The organism is Dyadobacter sp. BHUBP1, assembly GCF_050587785.1.
Lineage (GTDB): Bacteria > Bacteroidota > Bacteroidia > Cytophagales > Spirosomataceae > Dyadobacter.
On record NZ_JBOBIH010000001.1, the window covers coordinates 88713 to 109553 of the forward strand.

Here is a 20841-nt window from a genome sequence, read left to right on the forward strand (position 1 = left end):
GTTAGGACAGCATAATGCGTCTTTTGTTATCTTTTAAACAGTTCGACGTTTACATTTTCGTTCACTGTCAGCGCCGATTTGATCGTCACAGGCTTCTTATCGGAACTGTTAAGTTCCACGATTTTGGTAGGGTACAAAATACCGTAGGCAGATTTGGCATAATCGGATAAATCGCTGGTCGTTTCCACGCCCGCCTGGTTCATTTTCTGACGAACGAGCAGGCCTGATTTAGCATCGAAATAGAGGTTGTATTTTACACCTTTACCCTGCAATTCGACATTGTTTACCTGCACACCGTTGAGCGTTTCGGTACCGACGGTGGTAGCGATTAGTCCGCGATTTTTGTAATTGATGAACGGTACGAGGTTATCGTACAATTCCATCCGCATGTTCTGTTGTTCGGCCTGGCTGAGGTCTTTCACATCCACTCTCTGCCCGATCGGCACCTTGATCCATCCCTGGTCTCCCTTCACGGTGTATACAAAACTGCGTTTCATGATGGTTTTGTTTTTATAAATCGACTGCTCGGGAATGGAGGCGGTAATCACAGCATTGTATGGAGTGGCTGCTGCCGCGGAATAGCTTCTTGTCAGGTTATAGGATTTTACGCCATCCCATAAGGCTTTGCCGCCCGTTGCCTTGTAAAATTGTGAAAATATGGAGTCAGCGGGCAATTTTTGTGCGTAAGAACCAGCCGCTATCAATAGCAGCGCGGCCAGCATTTTGATTTTTTTCATCTGTGTAAAAATTTTGTTTAAAGTTTTTGATCTTCCGGAATTCCGAATGTCAGGGATTCCGATTTTTAGATCACTTCACGTGTTCGGGGTTTAAATAAGCAAAATTAATCGACTCCTGCGCGAGCTATTTGCAAAAACCGTTCCATGGCGCCGAATCCAAGGAGAAATCATTGTAGCGGCGCTTTCTGAGCCTATCGCGAACTGCTTGTAAATGAAAAGGAAGGGCCGAACCGACCCTTCCTTTTCACATATATTAACAATTATTGCCGTTTGGATCAGGCATCGTCGCCGCTTGCGGAAATTTTGCCGAATCTGTATTGAAATGTCACGTTCACCAGGCGGTTGGTCTGGTGCCAGTTCGACGACTGCGAATAAGTAACGGTATTTAGCTGGCTTCTGTAATTCCGGGAGAGGAAGATGTCCTGCACATTGAACGAAATGGTCGCTTTCTTTTCCAATAAATCCTTGCGGATACCCATATTGGCAATGAAAACGCCATCACGTGTGCCTTGTGCGATCGCCCGCGGGCCTTCGTAGTTCACGTAGGCGGATGCGCGGAAGTCGGCCGGGAGCGAAATGAATGCATTGAGGTTACCCGAGTAGCTCCAGGTCCGGTTGTCGATCCCAGCGACAGCCGATACCACTTCGCTACGGAAAACGCGGCCGCTGCCATTGATTTTCAGCACGTCTCCGAAGAGCTTTTGAGAGAAATCGGTTTCAAAGCCATATGAGAATTCGCGACCAACATTGTCGTATCTGGTGAGCGAAACGCCAGTCTCGTCGATCGTGCGGATCTGTGTGATCGCATTGTTGGAGTAATCCATGAAAAGTGAAGGGCCCCAGCCGCCATTGGCTTCATAGTTGGAATAACCCATTTCAGCCTTGTGTGTAAACTCCGGACGAAGGTTCGGGTTACCGGTTTTGACGTTGCGCGGATCCGAAACGTCGGTATAAGGGTTCAGCCAGTCGGCTTCGGGACGCTGCACACGACGGCTGTAATTCAGCTTCATCTGCGAAGACTCTCCCAATTTGCGCGTTACCGCGAACGACGGTACGAGCGTCAGGAAATGTACGCTGAAATCCTGGTTGCGGCTGATCTGGTTGATATCCTGATTGTAGTCGGTCACCCGCAATCCGGCCCGCACACCCCAGAGATCAGTTTTTTGCGAGAATGTCATGAACCCGGTATAGGTAGCATCCTTGTAGCCGAATACATTGCTGATGTTGTTATCAAAAACGTAGCTGTTGGTCTCGCGGTCGAGGTTATAGAATGCGTTCACATTGTCATTTGAGCTGCTGCGTGAGCGTACCCCGGCTTCCAGAGTCGCTTTCGGGGTAATGGGCCAGGTATAGTCGGCATTCAGGAAAAGAGAATGACGGTCGTTATTGCGAAGGTTTTGCTGATTGCGCAGCAGGCTGTCGACGGTGCTTTCCTGCGAGAAATACGATTCTCCGTCGGAGCCGCCGAGCGAGTAGCTCGAATTAAAATTGAGCTGATGGTCTTTTTCAGCAAATTTCAGGCGATAATCGAAGTTGAAGTTGAGGTTGTTGCCATTGCCCTTGCTATTGTTCAGGCGGCGGAAAGTTTCCGATACCACTCCCGACGCGAGCGTTGTCTCGTTGAGGATATTGCTGTTATTGCGGTTGTTATCGCGCGAGTAGTTTACGCCGGCTTCGATGGAGTTTCTGTCGTTGAAATCATAATTGACCCCGACGCGCCCGAATGCATTCTTGCCTTTGTTGCCGCCGGTACCGTCCTGCTGCAGATGCGAAGTCGATTCGGTGACGAAGTTGTCGCGGCTCAAAGTCCTCTCCCAGGTCATGGCGCGGGTTTGTCCGCTCAGCGACGCATTCAAGCCGAATTTGCCTACTTTATAACTCAGGTTACCCGACGCCGCATTGTTGTTTCTATTTCCGATGCTCAGCCGGGCACCACCGTTCATGCCCCGGATCTTCGTCTTTTTGGTAATGATGTCGATCACCCCTGATGCACCCTCGCCTTCATATTTTGCGGAAGGTGTCGTCATTACATCGATCCGCTCGATCAGGTTCGCGGGGAAAGATTGCAAAATCGTCGGGAGATCGCTCCCATATAGGTTGGACGGCTTCCCGTCGATGAGTACCACCACATTTCCCTTTCCGCGCACTTGCGGATTGCCATTTTCATCGAGGGAAACGGCAGGCACCTTTTCCAGCAGGTCGCTCACGTTATTACTCGTCGCAAGCATATCCTTGCCGATATTGACGATTTTCTTGTCGATATCGTCGACGATCATGGTCTTTTCGCCTTTCACCACCACTTCGGCGAGCTTTTGCGCTTCGGGTAGCACCGTAATGCTCCCCAGATCGAGCAGACTGGCTTCGGCCGCCAGTTTGACATTCGGGCGGTAGAGTGTTTGGTAACCCATATTCGTCACCCGTAGAAGGTAATTCCCCGGCGCCACCTCTGCGATGACAAACGCCCCGTTCTCGTCCGCCACCGCGCCGTTAACGAGCGACGAATCTTTGGGCATCAACAGGGCTACGGTAGCAAATGCGACCCCGGCATTGTTAGGGCCTTCGACGATTTTGCCCACAAGCTTACCACCGAGGGCACGCTGTGATTTTGTACCATTCAGAGGGAGCGGGCGGGTGCCAGGATTTGCGAGAAGTAAATGTGCAGGTAAAAGTAGGGCAATGCTGTTCAGCAACAGACTTCTTTTCACGGGTATAGGATTTAGATTTTATTAGGAGCCAAGCAGGGTAAATATGCTGGTCGGACATTTTGAAATGTAACTAAACCAAGCTGTAAAGCTTTAATGAGTACAAAGTTACATCTATTTATGGTAACGTACCCTTTTTTGAGATAATTACATAAAATTATAAAAAATTTAAGATTCGCAGTATTTTAAAATAGGAATACGATAACTTGCAGTATTTTTAAATATTTTTAATAAATACCGGAATTCCTAATTCATGAAACGTTTCCTTTTTGGACTAATCTGTTGCGTGCTCGTACACTCGGCAATGGCGCAGATTAACGTGATCCCCAAACCAACCCAGGTCCTGACCGCCAAAGGTGCATGGACGCTCAAAGCCAAAACGAAGATCGGCGCGCCTGCCGATGCCAAATGGTCGCACGTGGCAGAGATGCTGGCCGCACAACTAGGCAAAGCCACCGGACAAGCTGTTTCTACCGCGAAAGGCAAGGGTGATATTACCCTTGCGGTATCAGCGGATGCCAGCCTTGGCGAAGAAGGCTATCGCTTGCTTTCGACACCCAAAGGGGTAACGATCCAGGCGCAAACTGCCAAAGGGGCATTCTATGGAGTACAAACCCTGCTGCAACTGTTGCCGGCCGAAGTATTCAGCGAAACGCCGGTTGCTGGGGTAAAATGGGTAGTTCCCTATGTGACAATCAAAGATGTGCCGCGCTACGCTTACCGCGGGCTGATGCTCGACGTTTGCCGTCATTTCATGCCGATCGAGTTTGTTAAAAAGTACATCGACCTGATCGCATTGCACAAGCAGAACCAGTTTCACTGGCACCTCACCGACGACCAGGGCTGGCGCATCGAGATCAAGAAATATCCTGAACTGAAAACCATCAGCTCGAAACGCAAGGAGACCATGAAGGGCCATTACGGCGATCAGAAGTACGATGGCAAGCCTTATGAGGGTTTCTACACGCAGGATGAAATCAAAGAAGTAATTAAATATGCCGAGGACCGCTTTGTGAACGTGATTCCGGAAATCGAAATGCCGGGCCACGCGTTGGCGGCATTGGCAGCTTATCCGCAACTGGGTAATAATCCTGACAAAATTTATGAGGTAGGCACCAGATGGGGCGTTTACGACGACGTTTTCATGCCACGTGAGGAGACCTTCAAGTTCCTGGAAGACGTGCTCACCGAGGTGATCGACCTTTTCCCAAGCAAATACATCCACATCGGCGGTGACGAGTGCCCGAAAGTGCAGTGGAAGGAAAGCCGTTTTGCCCAAGGCATCATTCAAAAGGAAGGCTTGAAAGATGAACACGGCCTGCAAAGCTACGTAATCAAACGGATCGATAAATTTATTACGGCAAAAGGCCGCCGCATGATCGGCTGGGATGAAATCCTCGAAGGCGGGCTTTCACCAAATGCAACGGTAATGAGCTGGCGCGGCATTGAAGGCGGTATTGCCGCTGCGAAAGAACGCCACGACGTCATCATGACGCCCGGCAACTTCTGCTACCTCGACCATTATCAGGCCGAAGCTAAAACGCAGCCCATAGCGATTGGCGGCTTCACCGACCTCGCCGAGTCCTATTCCTATGAGCCCACCCCCGCGGAACTTTCAGCCGACGAAGCCAAGCATATTCTCGGCGTGCAAGGCAACGTATGGACCGAATACATGAAAACCCCTGCCTACGTACAATATATGGTATGGCCCCGCGCTACCGCATTGGCCGAAGTAGGCTGGACTTCGAAAGAGGGTAAGAACTTCGAAGATTTCAACAAACGCATGGAAGTTCACAAAAAACGCCTCGATTTCCTGGGGGTCAACTACTTCGGCGCGCCTATCAACGGCAAGTTCGAGTATGTGTGGCCGGAGAAGAAGTGAGGCTGTTAGTTTGCACATTGGTAAAAGCATTCCGCCACGGCGGGGTGCTTTTTTTGGTTATATTTGTTTTGCATCAAAACAACAGAAGTCAAATGGAACCTCGGATCACAGTAAAGGAGAAAGCGAAGCAAACTCAGCAGGAGAAAAAGAGCGTTGAGAAAAAGCTAACCGCGGAGGATATTGCGGAGAGTATCAAGAGAGGATTTGCAGAAGTGAAATTGATTCAGGAAGGAAAGATCAAACCTAAGACACTAAAGGAGTTTCTGAATGAACTTTAAAAGAGTTTCTGAATGAGCTTTGAGATCATTACCACACTACATTTTAGAAAAGAATTTAAACGACTTTTGAAAAAATATCCTTCGTTGCAGGAAGACGTAGATAAATTGGGCGACATGCTGCAAGAAAATCCGTGGATGGGGACGGAGGTTTTCAAAAACTGCTACAAAATCCGTTTCGCGATTAAAAGCAAGGGCGCAGGCAAAAGTGGAGGCGGCAGGCTGATAACGCATGTCAAAATTGTAGACAAATGTGTCTTCCTTATGAGCATTTACGACAAGTCGGAAACCGTATCGATCACTGACGGCCATTTGAAACAACTACTGCAAGACTTAAAATAAAATTCCCCCACCTCCCTCCCCCTTCCTGCGAAACATTCTATTTTTGCAGGATGTATAAGATTCTGATCTCCCCTATACTTTTCCTGTTTGACGCTGAGCGCATTCACCATTTTGTGTGCGAAGCGCTGCATTTCGCTTTTAAAATCCCTTTCGTGCCGCAGATCATGCGTGCGATGTACACCTACGAGCACCCTGACCTGGTGCAGGAAGTGGCCGGTTTGCGGTTCCGTAACCCGGTAGGACTGGCCGCAGGTTTCGATAAGAATGCTGAAATGGTGGATCAGTTGGAAGCATTGGGTTTCGGGTATATCGAGATCGGGACGGTGACGCCGCGCCCTCAGCCGGGAAATGACAAGCCGCGCCTGTTCCGTCTCAAAAGGGATAAGGCACTGATCAATCGTATGGGTTTCAATAACAAAGGCGTGCAGGTAGCTGCGGCGAAATTGGCGAAACGGAAATCTAAAATCCTGGTAGGAGGGAATATTGGCAAAAATAAAGACACCCCGAACGAGCAGGCGCTGAACGATTATCTGATCTGCTTTCGCGAGCTGTTCGATGTGGTGGATTATTTTGTAGTGAATGTAAGCTCGCCGAATACGCCCGGCTTGCGTGATTTGCAGGAGAAAGGGCCGCTAACCGAGATTTTGAAAGAACTGCAAACCAAAAACAGGGAGAAAGCTAACCCGAAACCGATTTTCCTGAAAATAGCGCCGGACTTGACGACAAGCCAGCTGGACGATATTATCGATATTGTAAAGGAAACCGGCATTGCCGGCGTGATCGCTACCAACACGACGATCAGCCGCGAAGGACTTGTAACCGATCAGGCCGAAGTGGCGCAAATAGGTGCGGGTGGATTGAGCGGTGCGCCGTTGACACATCGCTCGACGGAAGTAATTCGTTACCTTTGTGAACAATCCAATCATGCATTTCCCGTTATCGGAGTCGGCGGTATCGCTACTCCCGGAAACGCTTTGGAGAAAATTAATGCAGGCGCCGGCCTGATTCAGCTTTATACCGGCTTTATTTACGAAGGACCCGGTGTGGTCAGCAGGATCTGCAAAGCATTGGTCAGGAAGTAAAATCAGAAAACACAGCACTTCACGCATTCCCGGAATTGAAATAAATGTCAGTCAACAAGCCAAGAGGTAACACACAGCGCCAGAAACCGGAGGAGGCCACAGCTCCCCGCTTTCGTGTATCCCTCGATTGGGAACACATTTTCACCAGCCCGAAGAATACGCTGGCCTGGGGCACATTCTTTATCGTACTGGGATTGATCCTGGAAACATCTTTTTTTTCCTACATCGTCACCGGTCTTTCGGATCAGAGCGTGTTGGACGGTTTGGGGCATCAGTCTATCCGCGATGCCGGACGGCAGACCCGCAATTTTCTGGGGGTGCTCGGGGCCGTGGTTTCACACATTTTCGTGTATCGCTGGTTTGGGTTGGGCGCATTGTTGCTGCCGGTCGTGCCTTTTGTGGCAGGATGGAAAATGGCGTTTGGGAGGGAAATATTGCCATTGGGCAGAACTACCAAAGAAGTGATCTTTTTTACACTTTGGGTAAGCGTGCTGATGGGCTATATCATTCTCATGAGTAATACCGAGAACACGCTAAGCTTCCTGTCGGGAGGTTTCGGCTACCTGGTAAACGTTTCGCTTTTCGATTGGCTGAAATGGGGGAGTGTATTACCCATTCTTTTCGCATTGTTCGTGTTCGCGGTATTCTTTTATGATGTGCGGGATAAGTACGAATCGTGGCAGGCGAGGCATGCCAAGCCGGAAGTTGCGGCCGAAGAAACTGGTGACGGTTCGCTAGCTCCCGTCGAAACCGAGGAAGAAACTGTTCCCGAAAGCACATTTGTGTCGGTAGTGAATGATACGTATGACGACGAGGTGCTGGCACCGGAAGAGCAGCCGGACTCTGATCTGGATACCGAAGAAGAGGCGCCCCGCGTGGTGCCGCATCCTGCGGTTATATTGCCGGTGACTCCTCAGGCGCCGGCCGTACCGGCTGCATCGACCAGCATTGACTTGCCCGTCATGCCGATGGAAGTATCGGCCGTGCCATCCGAGCCGCTGCTCGAACTGGAAGTGGAGGATACTACCCAGGCAAAGGTTGCTGCGGAGGAGGAATTCGAGGATGAAGATGTGAATGCGTCGATTTTGCGCGAATTCGGGCAATACGATCCGATGCTCGATTTGCCGTCATACCACTTCCCGACGATCGACCTGCTGAACGAAGTATTCGAAAACCAGCATGAAAAAGTAAGCCAGGAAGAGCTGGAAAGTAATAAAACCAAGATTGTCGACACGCTCGGCAGCTATGGTATCAATATATCCAAAATTAAGGCGACGATCGGGCCAACGGTGACGCTTTACGAGATCATCCCGGAAGCAGGGGTGCGGATATCCAAAATTAAGAACCTGGAAGGCGATATCGCATTGAGCCTTGCTGCGCTGGGGATTCGTATCATTGCGCCCATGCCAGGCCGTGGTACGATCGGTATTGAGGTGCCGAACAAGAACCGGGAGACGGTTTTTGCGCGATCGGTACTTGCGAACGACCGTTTTCAGAAATCAACCTACGATTTGCCGATTGTTTTGGGTAAAACCATTTCAAACGATATCCATATCGCCGACCTGGCGAAAATGCCCCACTTGCTCATGGCAGGGGCAACCGGGCAAGGAAAGTCAGTGGGTCTGAACGTGATCCTGGCCTCGCTGATTTACAAAAAGCACCCGGCCGAGCTCAAATTCGTACTGGTTGACCCTAAAAAGGTGGAATTGACCCTTTTCAACAAATTGGAAAGGCACTTCCTGGCCAAGCTTCCGAATGCGGAAGAGGCGATCATTACCGATACCAAAAAGGTGATTTTTACATTGAATTCCCTGTGTATCGAAATGGATTCGCGCTACGACCTGCTGAAAGAGGCCGCGGTACGGAATTTGAAAGAATACAATGCGAAGTTTGCGGCAAGAAGGCTGAACCCCGAAAAAGGGCACCGCTTCCTGCCTTATATCGTGCTCGTGATCGACGAGTTGGCGGATTTGATGATGACCGCCGGTAAGGAGGTCGAAACGCCGATTGCGCGTTTGGCGCAGCTGGCACGTGCGGTAGGTATTCACCTGGTGGTAGCCACGCAACGGCCTTCGGTGAAGGTTATCACGGGTTTGATCAAGGCCAACTTCCCGGCGCGTCTGTCGTTCCGCGTAACATCGAGCATCGACTCCCGGACGATTCTGGATATGGGCGGTGCCGAACAGCTCGTAGGGCAGGGGGATATGCTGCTGGCGATTAACTCGGAAGTGATCCGCTTGCAATGTCCGTTCATCGACACCCGTGAAATCGAGGATATTTGCGAGTACATCGGAGGGCAGCGTGGTTACGATGAGGCCTATGCGTTGCCTGAATACGAAGGCGAGGATGCGGCAGAAGGTAAAGCCGAACTCAATCCGGACGATTTCGATAGTTTGCTGCCCGATGCCGCACGACTGATCGTGACGCACCAGCAGGGCAGCACGTCGCTGATCCAGCGTAAAATGAAGCTCGGCTACAACCGCGCGGGTCGTATTATGGATCAATTAGAGGTGCTCGGAGTGGTTGGTCCGTTCACAGGCAGCAAAGCACGCGATGTGATGTTTCATGACCTTAATATGCTGGAAGAGCACCTTCGCGTAATGGGTGTAAATTAGTCCGGGCGCTGTTAAACCATTGTGATTTTGCAAAGTCTAAAATTGAAATATTTCACTTAAAACCCCGTTTGTATAAACTTAGTAGGAATTAAATCATTGAATATGAGAAATTTGAAGAAGAGTGCTTGTTTGCTTGCAGTATTGACGATTTCCATTTTGGCTCCATTCACTTCTCATGCGCAGGGCGACAAAAAGTCATCGGAGATTCTGAACGCCATGAGCAGCAAGTACCAGAAGATCAAATCCTTTAAAGCACTTTTTACCTACATTACCAAGGGTGAAAAGCCGCTGAAAGGAGAAGCGACTGTGAAGGGTTCGAAGTTTCGGTTGAAAATGGCAGGTCAGGAGATCTTTAATGATGGTAAATTGATGGCTACTTACATCAAGGAAACCAATGAAGTGAATTTGCAGGATTTCGACCCCGCTGCCGGCGGCGATCTCGACCCGACGAAAATTTATACAGCCTATAAAAAAGGCTTTAAATCTGCTTTTGTAAAAGAAAAGCAGGAAGCTGGCAAGGCACTCGAAGTTGTTGAATTGACCTCGACGAATAAAAACAGCCAGGTCAATAAGGTGCAGATCGAAGTGAATAAGGCCGATAAATCGATCAGCAGCTGGAAGATTTTTCAGAAAAATGGGCAGGAAGTAACTTATAAAGTAGATCAGTTTGTGCCCGACGTCAATGTGGCCGACAACTTCTTCGCTTTCAATGCCAAACAATATCCGGGCGTGGAAGTAGTGGACCTGCGATGATTTCCGATGATACCAAACAGCAATGGGTGAGCCTTCCGGTCTCACCCATTTTTCTTATATAAGCGTTATAATGTCCTCGAAAATCAATGTCATAGTTTGTGACAAGGATTGTATACTAATGGTTGCATCTGATCAGAACTTATCTGTTTAGCCAGGGCGCGACAGTAATGCACGTACGCGCTGCTCAGTTTCGGAGAAATGGGCGGTTTCTTCCACCTCTTTTTGTAGAAAGCGCTGAATGCGGTTGTTTTCATAAGCTCTGAAAATGGCTGGATGTACATAATATTTCTTACAAACGGCCCGGGTATTGCCCAAATGTGCGGCTACCGCATCGAGGCAGGTATTTTTGATACGCGTCAGTTGTCGTTGGGAAACGGGCTGTTCCTGGTGGCTGAGGTATTCGAATGCCGTTACCGTGCCCATCCACGTCCGGAAATCCTTCGCTGAAAAATTGGCACCTGTATGTCGGCGAATGTAGTCGTTTACCTGCTGGGCATTCAGGGCACATCTTCCGCCGGTTTCGGTGATGTATTGAAAAAGCCTTTTTCCGGGCATTTCCTTGCATTGTTGGACCAGCCGTGCCAGTTGCTTATCGCGCAGGGTTATGTCTTGCCGGATACCTTTTTTGCCCTTGAATGCAAACCGGATGCGGCTGCCGGAAACCGTGGCGCAGCGCGCATCGAGCGTGGTAATACCTGACGATCCGTGCAGAATTTTGTAGCGCTGATTCCCTACCCGCATGCAGGTTTTGTCCATCAGCTTGATCACCAGCGCAATGGCTTTCGAAAGGTCGAAATCACGTTTCCGGAGGTCATGCTCCACTTGCTCGCGTAATGCGGGTAAGGCTTCCGAGAACATGAGCAATTTGTAATATTTGGTCTGGTTCCGGATGAGATTCCAGAATGGGTGATAACGATATTGTTTCCGACCGGCCGCGTCTATGCCTGTGGCTTGCAAATGCGCGTCGGGGTCGGCACTGATCCAGACGTTGGTCCAGGCGGGCGGAAGTACCAGCGACTTGATGCGTTTGATCGCCTGAGGATCCTTGCAGCGCTGGCCGTCGCTGTCGGTGTAGTAGAATCTGGGTGCTTTTCCCTTGCGGGTATAACCCGGTGCATTCGCGGACTGGACGTAATGAAGCCCGGCCGCTTCCGCAGTCAATGCAGGGTTCTTTCTTAATTTTTTGAATTGCCGGGCTGTGAGTACAGGTTCGTCGGTGGTTATTTCAAGAGCTGCGGCTGCTGACATGTGGTTTACCATTGGTTTTTCCCGCAGGTCATAACAATTTAATACCAGCCCTTGGCGTGCAGTTAAAATGCGCAGCTGGCTGCATTACGCCGTTCAATTCCCATAAAAAATCCCCAGCCCTACCCGGAAAGCGGCTAAGCTGAGGAACAATATACTCACGGCCCAGGGGCGTTACATAGCGGGAAAATACAGGGTGAATACCGAGCCTTCCCCGAACACCGACTTTGCACCGATAAACCCTCGATGGTTCTCCATAATCTTCTTGCAAATAGCCAGGCCAATGCCGGTTCCCGGGTACTTATGCGCCGGATGAAGGCGTTGGAAAATATCGAATATCCTGCTTTCGTATTCGGCTTCAAAACCAATCCCGTTGTCGCGAAAGGCAATGGCATGGTAGCGGCCTGCTGCGGTTTTTTCAGAGGGAATGGCTGTGGCCTCCACAATGCTTGCAGTAATGCTGATGTCGGGGCGTGTATCGGGTTTGACGAATTTGAGGGCATTACCAATCAGGTTAATAAAAAGCTGATGCACCTGGAAAGGGATGATATCCAGGGAGGGCAGGCTTCCGGCATGAAGCCTAGCTTCTTTCTCCTCGATAGTATCCCGTAACTCCGAAATAACCTTCCGCAGGATCTCGTTCAGGTCAGTCATTACGAAGACCTTTTCCATGCTGCCTGCCTTCGAGTAGGCCAGGATGTCTTCGATGAGCATTTGCATTTTTTCGGCGGCAAAACGCATTCTTTCAACAGAGTCTTTCACCTGAACGGACAAGTCCGGATCCTCGCGATCGAGGACTTTGGAGGCGAAAATCTGAATTTTCCGTAGCGGTTCCTTTAAATCATGGGTCGAAATCCAGTTGAGGTTGGAGAGTTCTTTATTGGCCAGACGTAACTCTTCATTGAGGCTCCTGTTCTGATCCTCCTGCGCCCTGATCACCCGGTAGTTAATGTGCTTTTGTAACGCATAGGAAAAGCTCGAAGCCGCATTGATCTCCGACTTCCGCCAGGGCGTGCTCTTATCTTTCACGATCTCCATCCAGAGTTCGAACGACTTGCGTGGGGAAAGCCTGACGCCGTCTTCATTCTTCAAAACAGCCTTATCAGGATTGCCCGCCCAGCTGATCGTTTCAATTTTCTCCTGTCTCAACCACAGTATTCCGTCATCACCCGATACCATCGAATGGTAGATCACCCCGGCGGCATATTTGGAAATGTCTTTCGCGGCTGGATAAACGTCGGAAAGGTTATCGGTTTCGAATGTCTGGTTGGGATATGCATCGGACAAAAACGCAAACAGTTCAATCAGTTCGGCATCCGAGGGGACCAGGCCGTTGGTATACAATAAGCCCTCGTGATAAATGGCAACGCCTGTGGCATTCGCGAGTTTCAGCAACCACGGTGACTGATGGCAGGCTTCCATGAAATTTTCGGTCTCGTGCAGGAGCGTGAGCGCCTCCGCGAGCGCTTTATCTACTTCTTCACCAATATTGTATTCCTCGGCAACCTCGCGAACTGCGATTTGGGACGTAAGAAAATGTCCTTGCAATAATGCGGAAAGGCGCGTATAGTGCGGCAATATCTTGGGTGTGTAATGGTGGCAGGCAATGAGGCCCCAAAGTTTCTGGTTTTGGAGCAGCGAAATGGTCAGTGTGGCGCCCACACCCATGTTTTTTAAATATTCAATATGCATAGGTGAGACGCTCCGCAGAATCGAAAGGCTTAGATCGAGCGATTGATTGTTTTTAACGGGCGAATCGTCGATTGTCAGCAGCGGAACGGGCGTGTAATTGATATCCGCGATCATGCGGAGCGGGTTGCGGATGTACAGCTCTCGCGCCTGTGCGGGTATGTCCGTATGCGGGTATTTCTGGTTCGCAAAAGAAACGAGGTCCTCGCGCCGGCTTTCGGCGATTACCTCTCCATTGTATTGTTCATCGAACCGGTAGATCATCACCCGGTCATAGCCGGTAATGCTGCGGGTTTCGTCAGCAATTTCCTGGCAGAGGTCGAGTAACCCGCTGGATTTCTCCATGATCGAAACGAAATTGCGGGTCTGCGTGTACAAGTTTGGCAACTGCAAAGTTCCGTCCGGAAAAGGTTCGAGTTCGAGGATCACATGATTGCCGCTGCCGTGAACGGTGGTATTGAACGAGACCCCGTTTAATGTAAAAACAAATGGCTTCGCGGAGTCGATGGCTTCCGCGCCGGCGTATAATGCGAAATGTGAAGCTTGTTCTTCCGGGAAAACATCGGAAATATGCCTGCCCAATACCTTCTCCGGGCCGATGCCGATAAAATCGGCGCTGTTGGCACTGCAGAACTCGATTCTGAAAGCCCCTCTTTGTATTCCCAGTAAAAAACCGTGGGGCTGAATGCTGCCCGGTATGTGTATGGGTTCACTTTCGCAATTTGTCAGATTGACAATGTCGCGGTTCACAATGTCCTTGATATTCATTTCTGCTGACCAGTTACGACCGGTCGGTTTGCCCGAGCCAGTTGTCAATGATGGTAAAAGTTTTTTTTGCGCTGCCGATCACGCCGTCCCGTTCATCAAGTTCGTCGACAAATTGGGTAAGTGCCGAGATGAAACTTTTCCACAGATTCCCTGTGTGTGGGCCATATCCCCAGAAATAGGAGGCGCCATTTTCGGGCGTGAGGCCGAGCACTTCATGGATATGCCGGTATAAGACTTTTCCGCCCAATGTGGAGCCTTCCAGCACGTACATAATCCCCAGCGCCTCAGCAACGGTCGAAAATTCGAAACGGTATACCGGCAACGCATCGATCTCGGCTTCCGAAAGCCCCGTCGCGAGGAGGTCGTCGATGATCAGCCTTGATTTGTAACGGTCGGCCAAATCCGTGATAACGTGTGAAATAATAGGAAATATCTGATCCTCGCAGGCAATGGTCACTCCGAAAAGGGCAGCCAGGTAAGTCTGATAATCCTTTACGGAAACGAAGGGAGAGAGTATCGCCTTGGAAAGCGGGTTGCCTTCCAGTTTCTGGTGGCTTTCCGCCGTTTCTTGTCTTAATCGTTTGAAAAATAATTCTTGCTCTGTGTCGAAAGCAGTTGCTTCACTCATACTGAATGCAAATTGAAACTTGTAAGATTAATTAGTAATCAAAAATTGTTCCACCCGCTCCGGCATCGTCGCACCGGTCCTGTCGAGCAAGCACTTCTTGAGGACGTCTATCAGGCTGTTGAAGCTATTGGGTTTCTGGATATACAGGCTGGCGCCATTGCGATAAGCCGATTCCCACAGATGTTGGGAGACCGAAGTCGAAAGTACCACGATCGGTACTTGCTCATACCCTTCTGTACTGCGGATTTCTTCCAGGCATTCGAGTCCGTTTTTGACGGGCATATTCATATCCAGAAATATGATGTCGGGCTTGTCGTCTGCTTCTTTTAATATTTGGAGAAGTTCCGCCCCATTTTCAGCAATGGAAAGGTCTGTTTCCAGTGAAATCTGTTCCAGCGCTTCCTGAAAAAGAAAGGTGTCGTCATGGTCGTCGTCGGCCAGTATAATCCGTAAAGGGGTAAAAGGGCTCATTAACTAGGGTAGAGGTAGGTTTGGAAACGGCAGAACAACCCGAAGGACGTTGTTTTGTCGACGGATGGCGACAAAAATATCCGTTTTTCGGTCGGGATGGCATAGTTTTTTAATTTTTAGGGCTCATATCATCAAAAAATGAAAACCTATCATGAAAAAGATCGCATGGAGTATCCTTATGGCAGCGACTGTGCTGGCGTTTACGAATTGTAATAACACCAAGACAGAGGATAGCAAAGAAGTTGCAGAAGAGCAGAATGAAGCGAAACTGGACACTACGGCATTGGAAGATGACTCTGAGTTTGCCGTGGCAGCCGCCGATGGCGGATTAATGGAGGTACAACTCGGGGAGCTGGCACAGAAAAATGCCGCCAGCGCCGATGTGAAGAAATTCGGGGAAATGATGATGAAAGACCATTCGAAGGCAGGCGAAGAACTGAAAACACTCGCCGCTCAGAAAAACATCACCCTTCCCGCAATGCTGAGTGACGACAAACAGAAAAAGTACGATGACCTTGCCAAAAAGCAGGGTAAGGAATTTGATAAAGCCTATATTTCCTTTATGGTAGACGACCATAAGGAAGATATCAGCGAGTTTGAGGAGGCTGCGAAAGAAGCCAAAGATCCTGATGTGAAGGCCTGGGCGGAAGGTAAACTTCCGACTTTAAGACACCATCTGGAAATGGCCGAAGCCATTGATAAAAAAACCAAGTAACCTGAACGAAATAGTCGAAGAGCCCGGGGCGAAATATTCGTCTCGGGCTTTTTTGCTTTTAAAATCACAGGATAGTGAAAACAAATCATCAATTTGTAATTTTAAACCCGGCGGAAACCGGCTTCGTAAAGTAATTCCGGTCAAACGCTTGCGAATTGATTTCGTATAAGTTTATTTTGTCTACCTATTATATAGAGTATTTCATGTTTGCTATTCTTAACCACCCTGCGAAGTTGACTTTGAAGGCCTTTTTCGGCCTGATTGCAATGGTCTTGTCAGTCACGACGAGCCACGCCCAAACAGCCGGGCGCCCGAACATTATTTTCATTTTTTCCGACGACCATGCTTATCAGGGAATCGGTGCTTATGGCAATAAAATTGTTAAAACCCCCAATATCGACCGCATCGCCCGTGAAGGTGCATTACTGACCAATAACCTGGTAACCAACTCGATATGCGGCCCGAGCCGTGCAACATTGCTCACCGGCAAATACAGCCACCTGAATGGCTATAAACGCAATGACCGGACGAAGTTCGACACCAGCCAGACGTTGCTGTCGGAAACGCTCCGTAACAATGGCTACCAGACGGCCTGGATTGGTAAAATGCATTTGAACAGCTTGCCGGCGGGCTTCGATTATTGGAATGTATTGCCCGATCAGGGGCATTACTATAACCCGGAGTTCATCGGACAGCCCAATGACACGACCCAATACACCGGCTACGTTTCCGACCTTATTACCCAATTCGCAACCGGCTGGCTCGAAAAACGCGACGATAGCAAGCCTTTTTTCCTGATCGTTGGCCATAAAGCTACGCACCGCGAGTGGATGCCCGATTTGCAGGACCTTGGCGCCTATGATAATGTGACTTTCCCGCTGCCGTCGACATTTTATGACGATTACAAAGGCCGAAAAGCCGCTGCGGACCAGGATATGACCATCGACAAAACGATGCGCATGAAATTCGACTTGAAAGTAGGTGTCGATTATGAGAAGGATTTCCTCTATAACCGACTCAATGCGGAGCAGAAAAAGGTTTTCAAAGCATACTATGACAAGGTATCCAAAGAGGTAACCGATAAAAACCTGACTGGAAAGGCCTTGGTCGAGTGGAAGTTCCAGCGTTACCTGCGCGATTACTTCTCGACTGCTAATTCCCTGGACCGCAACATCGGCAAACTGCTCGACTATCTGGATAAAAGTGGGTTATCCAAAAACACCGTCGTGATTTATGCTTCCGATCAGGGCTTTTATCTCGGTGAGCACGGCTGGTTCGATAAGCGCTTTATTTATGAAGAGTCATTGAAAACACCATTTGTGATCCGCTATCCGGGCGTGATCAAACCGGGGACCAAAGTGAATGACCTCGTGGTAAATATAGACTGGGCTCCAACCGTATTGAATATCGCGGGTGTAAAAACGCCGGCTGATATGCAGGGCAAATCGTTCTTACCATTGCTGAAAGGCACGCATACCGCGCAGGCACCCTGGAGAAAAGAAGCGTACTACCACTATTACGAGTTTCCGCAGCCGCACCACGTGTATCCGCATTTCGGGTTGAGAACAAACCGCTACAAGCTGGTCTATTTTTATCAGGGAGCCGACTCATGGGAATTGTATGATTTGCAGAAAGACCCGAAAGAGGTTTCCAATATTTACGGAACAAAAGGAACCGAAAAGCTGACGGCCGATCTTAAAATCAAGCTGAAAGCATTGATGAATGAATACAAGGACGACGAGGCATTGAAAATCCTCGCGACAGCCAAACCCTGATCAGTGTGACAGATACCCGAAATCCTGAATACGATGCGATAGTGGTCGGTTCCGGTCCTAACGGGCTTGCGGCTGCTATTACCTTGCAAGAATCGGGGCTTTCGGTATTGCTCATCGAAGGGAAGGAGACGATCGGCGGCGGTATGCGCACAGCGGAACTGACGCTGCCGGGTTACCGCCACGACATTTGTTCGGCTGTACATCCGATGGCACTCATGTCGCCGTTTTTTGAAAGGTTGCCGCTGGCTGATTTCGGATTGGAATTCGTTCAGCCCACGCACGACGCGGCGCACCCGCTGGATGGCGGTCGCGTGGCGGTGCTCGACCGATCGGTGGAGTCGACGGCCCGGCAGTTGGGTGCGGATGGGGATACTTACCGCCGGTGGATGGGCGGCCTGTTGGAATCCGTTACGAAGTTGCTGCCGGATTTGCTCGGACCGCTGCAATGGCCGGCAGAACCTTTCCGCCTTGCAGGTTTCGGGTTACAGGCGTTGCTACCCGCTACCTGGGCGGCCGGGAAGTTCAAAACAGCGGAAGGCCGCGCATTGTGGGCCGGAATGGCCGCGCATTCGATCCAGCCGCTGAGCAATATCGCAACATCGGCCTTTGGCATTGTGCTCATGGCGGCGGCGCACATCAAAGGCTGGGTAATTCCCGTAGGCGGTAGCCAGTGTATCGCGGATGCATTGGCCGCCTATTATCAATCGCTGGGAGGGAAGATCCAAACGGGGTGGATGGTTGGTTCGGTGAATGAGCTGCCTTCCGCCAAAGCGATTCTAATGGATGTAACTCCCAAACAGCTGGTGCGCATTGCAGGAGAGAGGCTGAGTTCTTCGTACAAAAGGCGACTGGAAACCTATCGGCAGGGGCCGGGGATTTTCAAGGTCGATTGGGCACTGGACGAGCCCATTCCCTTTCAGCGTGAAGAATGCCGGGCAGCGGGGACGGTGCATTTGGGGAATACATTGGAAGAGATCGTGCGGTATGAAAGGAATGTGGGAAATGGAAAGCGGGGAGAAAAGCCTTTTGCATTGGTAGCGCAGCAAAGCCTTTTCGATAAAACCCGGGCGCCCGAAGGCAAGCATACAGCATGGGCCTATTGCCATGTGCCGAATGGCGACGACCGTGATATGACCGATGCCCTGGAAAGCCAGATCGAGCGGTATGCGCCGGGTTTCAGGGATGTGATCAAGGCGAAACACATTACCAATGCCAGCGCATTTGAACAATATAACCCGAATTATATCGGAGGGGATATCAACGGCGGTATCCAGGACGTGTGGCAGCTCTATTCGCGGCCGGTGCTGAGTATTTCGCCTTACCGGACGTCCGCAAAGGGCATTTACATTTGTTCCTCGTCCACGCCTCCGGGTGGGGGCGTACATGGGATGTGCGGCTACCACGCGGCGCGGCAGGCGTTGAAGGATGTTTTTAAAGTGGAGTTAAAAAAAGCGTAATCGAGTTTTCAAGGAATATGAAGTTTTCAATAATAGGATTTTGCGGGTTGGCAGGCGTACTAGCCGTAACATCGTGGAGCTGCGGGAGCAAACAAACCGCCGAGGAGAAGCGCAAAGCCGACAGTCTTGCGGCATGCATTGCCGATGGCATGCCTTCGCGCGCGTCTGCGATCCGTAATGCAAGCCTGGTAACCGAAGGAACCGGTGACAGTACCGGAATGGTGTGGATACCCGGTGGCAAATTCCTCATGGGCGCCGACGAGTTCCCCGACTCCCGTCCGATGCACGAGGTGACTGTGAATGGCTATTATATCGATGCGCATGAAGTAACGAATGCCGAATTCGCCGCATTTGTGAAAGCAACCAATTACAAAACCGTTGCCGAACGTCCATTGAACCCAGCCGATTATCCCGGTGTCCCGGCCGATAAGCTGGTGCCAGGCTCGGCGGTATTCACGCCTACGCCTACACGAGTAAGCCTGGATAACCCGTTGCAATGGTGGAACTACGTGCCGGGTGCCAATTGGGCCCATCCGGAAGGGCCTTCCAGCTCGATCAAAGGCCGTGAAAATTACCCGGTCGTGCATGTGTCGTACGAAGATGCGGCTGCTTATGCGAAATGGGCAGGTAAAAGACTTCCTACCGAGGCGGAATGGGAGTTTGCAGCGCAAGGCGGCAAAGGGAACCATACCTATTACTGGGGCGACCAGCTGAAACCGGGCGGCAAGTGGGTGGCTAACATTTACCAGGGCAGTTTCCCCGATAAGAACACCAAAGAAGATGGCTACCTCACTGCAGCGCCCATCAAGTCATTCCCTGCCAATCCTTATGGCTTGTATGATATGGACGGAAATGTGTGGGAATGGTGCGAGGATCTTTACCGCCCTGATTACTACCAGAAAAGCCCTGCTGTAAACCCGAAAGGACCGTCGGATAGCTATGATCCCGACGAGCCGGGGGCAGTAAAGCGAGTCCAGCGCGGTGGCTCGTTCCTTTGCAGCGACGACTATTGCATTCGCTACAAGGCAGGCAGCCGCGGCAAAGGAGAAGTAACCAGCGGAAGCAACAACCTCGGTTTCCGTTGTGTAATGGACAAAAAGTGATTTGAATACCAAACCAATGATATCATGAGTGTGCGCTTTCTGACCGTACCGGGGCTCGCGAGCTCAGGCCCGCAGCATTGGCAGACTATCTGGGAAGAGCAATATCCCGACCGCTTCGACCGTGTACAGCAGGCCAACTGGGACTGGCCCGTGAAACAGGATTGGGTGGCTCAGCTGCAAAAGCAGATCAGTGAACTGACCGAACCTACGATTCTTATCGCACACAGCCTGGGTTGCATTACCGTGGCGCATTGGGCGCAGGAGCATGGTTCAGAGCTCATCAAAGGCGCATTGCTGGTGGCCCCGGCGGATGCGGAGCTTTCCAAACGATTGAATTTCGTGGTCGGTTTCACGCCTATACCAGTGCGTACGATCCCTTTCAAAACGATCGTGGTAGCGAGTACGAATGATATTTACGCCACGATCGGGCGATCGAAAGTGTTTGCTGCCAATTGGGGGAGTGATTTTGTGAATGTGGGTAAAAAGGGCCATATCAATGCCGTATCGGGGCTGGAAGACTGGATTGACGGCAAGAAGCTGTTAGAACGATTCGATGGCGTGAAATTGCTGGAAGGCGAAGCAACACGCTCCTGAGAAACGGC

The 20841-nt window shown here is 50.3% G+C and carries 17 protein-coding genes; 11 read left to right on the forward strand and 6 right to left on the reverse strand.

The features are described from left to right. Positions 1-26 precede the first annotated feature (26 nt). Positions 27-737, reverse strand: a complete 711-nt coding sequence (locus ACQ4MZ_RS00345) for a hypothetical protein (protein ID WP_430841826.1) — start codon at positions 735-737, stop codon at positions 27-29. A gap of 275 nt (positions 738-1012) precedes the next feature. Beyond that, positions 1013-3442 (reverse strand): TonB-dependent receptor domain-containing protein, encoded by a 2430-nt coding sequence (locus ACQ4MZ_RS00350; protein WP_430841828.1) that lies wholly within the window; start codon positions 3440-3442, stop codon positions 1013-1015. Between the two features lie 250 nt (positions 3443-3692). On the opposite strand from ACQ4MZ_RS00350, the gene ACQ4MZ_RS00355 reads away from it, so the two are divergent. The 6 genes from ACQ4MZ_RS00355 (at position 3693) to ACQ4MZ_RS00380 (ending at position 10388) form a co-directional block, all read left to right on the forward strand. Further along, complete coding sequence (locus ACQ4MZ_RS00355) at positions 3693-5321, forward strand: beta-N-acetylhexosaminidase (protein ID WP_430841830.1); 1629 nt, start codon at positions 3693-3695, stop codon at positions 5319-5321. Between the two features lie 92 nt (positions 5322-5413). After that, positions 5414-5599 carry a hypothetical protein gene (locus ACQ4MZ_RS00360; protein WP_430841832.1) on the forward strand — a complete coding sequence of 62 codons (186 nt, stop codon included), beginning with the start codon at positions 5414-5416 and terminating at the stop codon, positions 5597-5599. A gap of 12 nt (positions 5600-5611) precedes the next feature. Further along, a complete protein-coding gene (locus ACQ4MZ_RS00365; RefSeq protein ID WP_430841834.1) occupies positions 5612-5938 on the forward strand; it encodes a hypothetical protein in 327 nt (108 codons plus the stop codon). A gap of 50 nt (positions 5939-5988) precedes the next feature. Continuing rightward, on the forward strand, positions 5989-7020 hold the full coding sequence (locus ACQ4MZ_RS00370; RefSeq protein ID WP_430841836.1) for a quinone-dependent dihydroorotate dehydrogenase: 1032 nt from the start codon (positions 5989-5991) through the stop codon (positions 7018-7020). 44 nt (positions 7021-7064) lie between these two features. Next, positions 7065-9635: a DNA translocase FtsK 4TM domain-containing protein gene (locus ACQ4MZ_RS00375; RefSeq protein ID WP_430841838.1), complete on the forward strand. Its 2571-nt coding sequence runs from the start codon at positions 7065-7067 to the stop codon at positions 9633-9635. A 102-nt stretch (positions 9636-9737) separates the two neighbouring features. Next, positions 9738-10388, forward strand: coding sequence for a LolA family protein (locus ACQ4MZ_RS00380; protein WP_430841840.1), 651 nt, complete (start codon positions 9738-9740; stop codon positions 10386-10388). A gap of 147 nt (positions 10389-10535) precedes the next feature. Here the strand turns inward: ACQ4MZ_RS00380 and ACQ4MZ_RS00385 are convergent, their stop codons facing one another. The 4 genes from ACQ4MZ_RS00385 to ACQ4MZ_RS00400 form a co-directional block, all read right to left on the reverse strand. Further along, positions 10536-11636 carry a DNA topoisomerase IB gene (locus ACQ4MZ_RS00385; protein WP_430841842.1) on the reverse strand — a complete coding sequence of 367 codons (1101 nt, stop codon included), beginning with the start codon at positions 11634-11636 and terminating at the stop codon, positions 10536-10538. A 171-nt stretch (positions 11637-11807) separates the two neighbouring features. Continuing rightward, entirely contained in the window at positions 11808-14090 is a 2283-nt protein-coding gene (locus ACQ4MZ_RS00390; RefSeq protein WP_430841844.1) for an ATP-binding protein, read from the reverse strand. Positions 14091-14103: 13 nt separating this feature from the next. Next, positions 14104-14718 (reverse strand): biliverdin-producing heme oxygenase, encoded by a 615-nt coding sequence (locus ACQ4MZ_RS00395; RefSeq protein WP_430841846.1) that lies wholly within the window; start codon positions 14716-14718, stop codon positions 14104-14106. Between the two features lie 27 nt (positions 14719-14745). Continuing rightward, positions 14746-15189: a response regulator gene (locus ACQ4MZ_RS00400; protein WP_430841848.1), complete on the reverse strand. Its 444-nt coding sequence runs from the start codon at positions 15187-15189 to the stop codon at positions 14746-14748. A gap of 151 nt (positions 15190-15340) precedes the next feature. Here ACQ4MZ_RS00400 and ACQ4MZ_RS00405 point away from each other — a divergent pair, with 151 nt between their 5' ends. The 5 genes from ACQ4MZ_RS00405 to ACQ4MZ_RS00425 all read left to right on the forward strand — a co-directional run bounded on the left by ACQ4MZ_RS00405 (position 15341) and on the right by ACQ4MZ_RS00425 (position 20833). After that, the gene (locus ACQ4MZ_RS00405; protein WP_430841850.1) at positions 15341-15904 is read left to right on the forward strand and encodes a DUF4142 domain-containing protein; all 564 of its coding nucleotides are present in this window, start codon (positions 15341-15343) and stop codon (positions 15902-15904) included. 203 nt (positions 15905-16107) lie between these two features. Further along, positions 16108-17679 carry a sulfatase family protein gene (locus ACQ4MZ_RS00410; protein ID WP_430841852.1) on the forward strand — a complete coding sequence of 524 codons (1572 nt, stop codon included), beginning with the start codon at positions 16108-16110 and terminating at the stop codon, positions 17677-17679. Between the two features lie 5 nt (positions 17680-17684). Continuing rightward, a complete protein-coding gene (locus ACQ4MZ_RS00415; RefSeq protein WP_430841854.1) occupies positions 17685-19136 on the forward strand; it encodes a phytoene desaturase family protein in 1452 nt (483 codons plus the stop codon). Between the two features lie 17 nt (positions 19137-19153). Continuing rightward, entirely contained in the window at positions 19154-20239 is a 1086-nt protein-coding gene (locus ACQ4MZ_RS00420) for a formylglycine-generating enzyme family protein (RefSeq protein WP_430841856.1), read from the forward strand. A 24-nt stretch (positions 20240-20263) separates the two neighbouring features. Next, positions 20264-20833 carry an RBBP9/YdeN family alpha/beta hydrolase gene (locus ACQ4MZ_RS00425; RefSeq protein WP_430841858.1) on the forward strand — a complete coding sequence of 190 codons (570 nt, stop codon included), beginning with the start codon at positions 20264-20266 and terminating at the stop codon, positions 20831-20833. Positions 20834-20841: the final 8 nt, after the last annotated feature.

Coding starts and splice junctions, on each gene's coding strand:
- ACQ4MZ_RS00345 (WP_430841826.1), bottom strand. CDS start 737: ATGAAAAAAATCAAAATGCTGGCCGCGCTGCTATTGATAGCGGCTGGT.
- ACQ4MZ_RS00355 (WP_430841830.1), top strand. CDS start 3,693: ATGAAACGTTTCCTTTTTGGACTAATCTGTTGCGTGCTCGTACACTCG.
- ACQ4MZ_RS00360 (WP_430841832.1), top strand. CDS start 5,414: ATGGAACCTCGGATCACAGTAAAGGAGAAAGCGAAGCAAACTCAGCAG.
- ACQ4MZ_RS00365 (WP_430841834.1), top strand. CDS start 5,612: ATGAGCTTTGAGATCATTACCACACTACATTTTAGAAAAGAATTTAAA.
- ACQ4MZ_RS00370 (WP_430841836.1), top strand. CDS start 5,989: ATGTATAAGATTCTGATCTCCCCTATACTTTTCCTGTTTGACGCTGAG.
- ACQ4MZ_RS00375 (WP_430841838.1), top strand. CDS start 7,065: ATGTCAGTCAACAAGCCAAGAGGTAACACACAGCGCCAGAAACCGGAG.
- ACQ4MZ_RS00380 (WP_430841840.1), top strand. CDS start 9,738: ATGAGAAATTTGAAGAAGAGTGCTTGTTTGCTTGCAGTATTGACGATT.
- ACQ4MZ_RS00385 (WP_430841842.1), bottom strand. CDS start 11,636: ATGTCAGCAGCCGCAGCTCTTGAAATAACCACCGACGAACCTGTACTC.
- ACQ4MZ_RS00390 (WP_430841844.1), bottom strand. CDS start 14,090: ATGAATATCAAGGACATTGTGAACCGCGACATTGTCAATCTGACAAAT.
- ACQ4MZ_RS00395 (WP_430841846.1), bottom strand. CDS start 14,718: ATGAGTGAAGCAACTGCTTTCGACACAGAGCAAGAATTATTTTTCAAA.
- ACQ4MZ_RS00400 (WP_430841848.1), bottom strand. CDS start 15,189: ATGAGCCCTTTTACCCCTTTACGGATTATACTGGCCGACGACGACCAT.
- ACQ4MZ_RS00405 (WP_430841850.1), top strand. CDS start 15,341: ATGAAAAAGATCGCATGGAGTATCCTTATGGCAGCGACTGTGCTGGCG.
- ACQ4MZ_RS00410 (WP_430841852.1), top strand. CDS start 16,108: ATGTTTGCTATTCTTAACCACCCTGCGAAGTTGACTTTGAAGGCCTTT.
- ACQ4MZ_RS00420 (WP_430841856.1), top strand. CDS start 19,154: ATGAAGTTTTCAATAATAGGATTTTGCGGGTTGGCAGGCGTACTAGCC.
- ACQ4MZ_RS00425 (WP_430841858.1), top strand. CDS start 20,264: ATGAGTGTGCGCTTTCTGACCGTACCGGGGCTCGCGAGCTCAGGCCCG.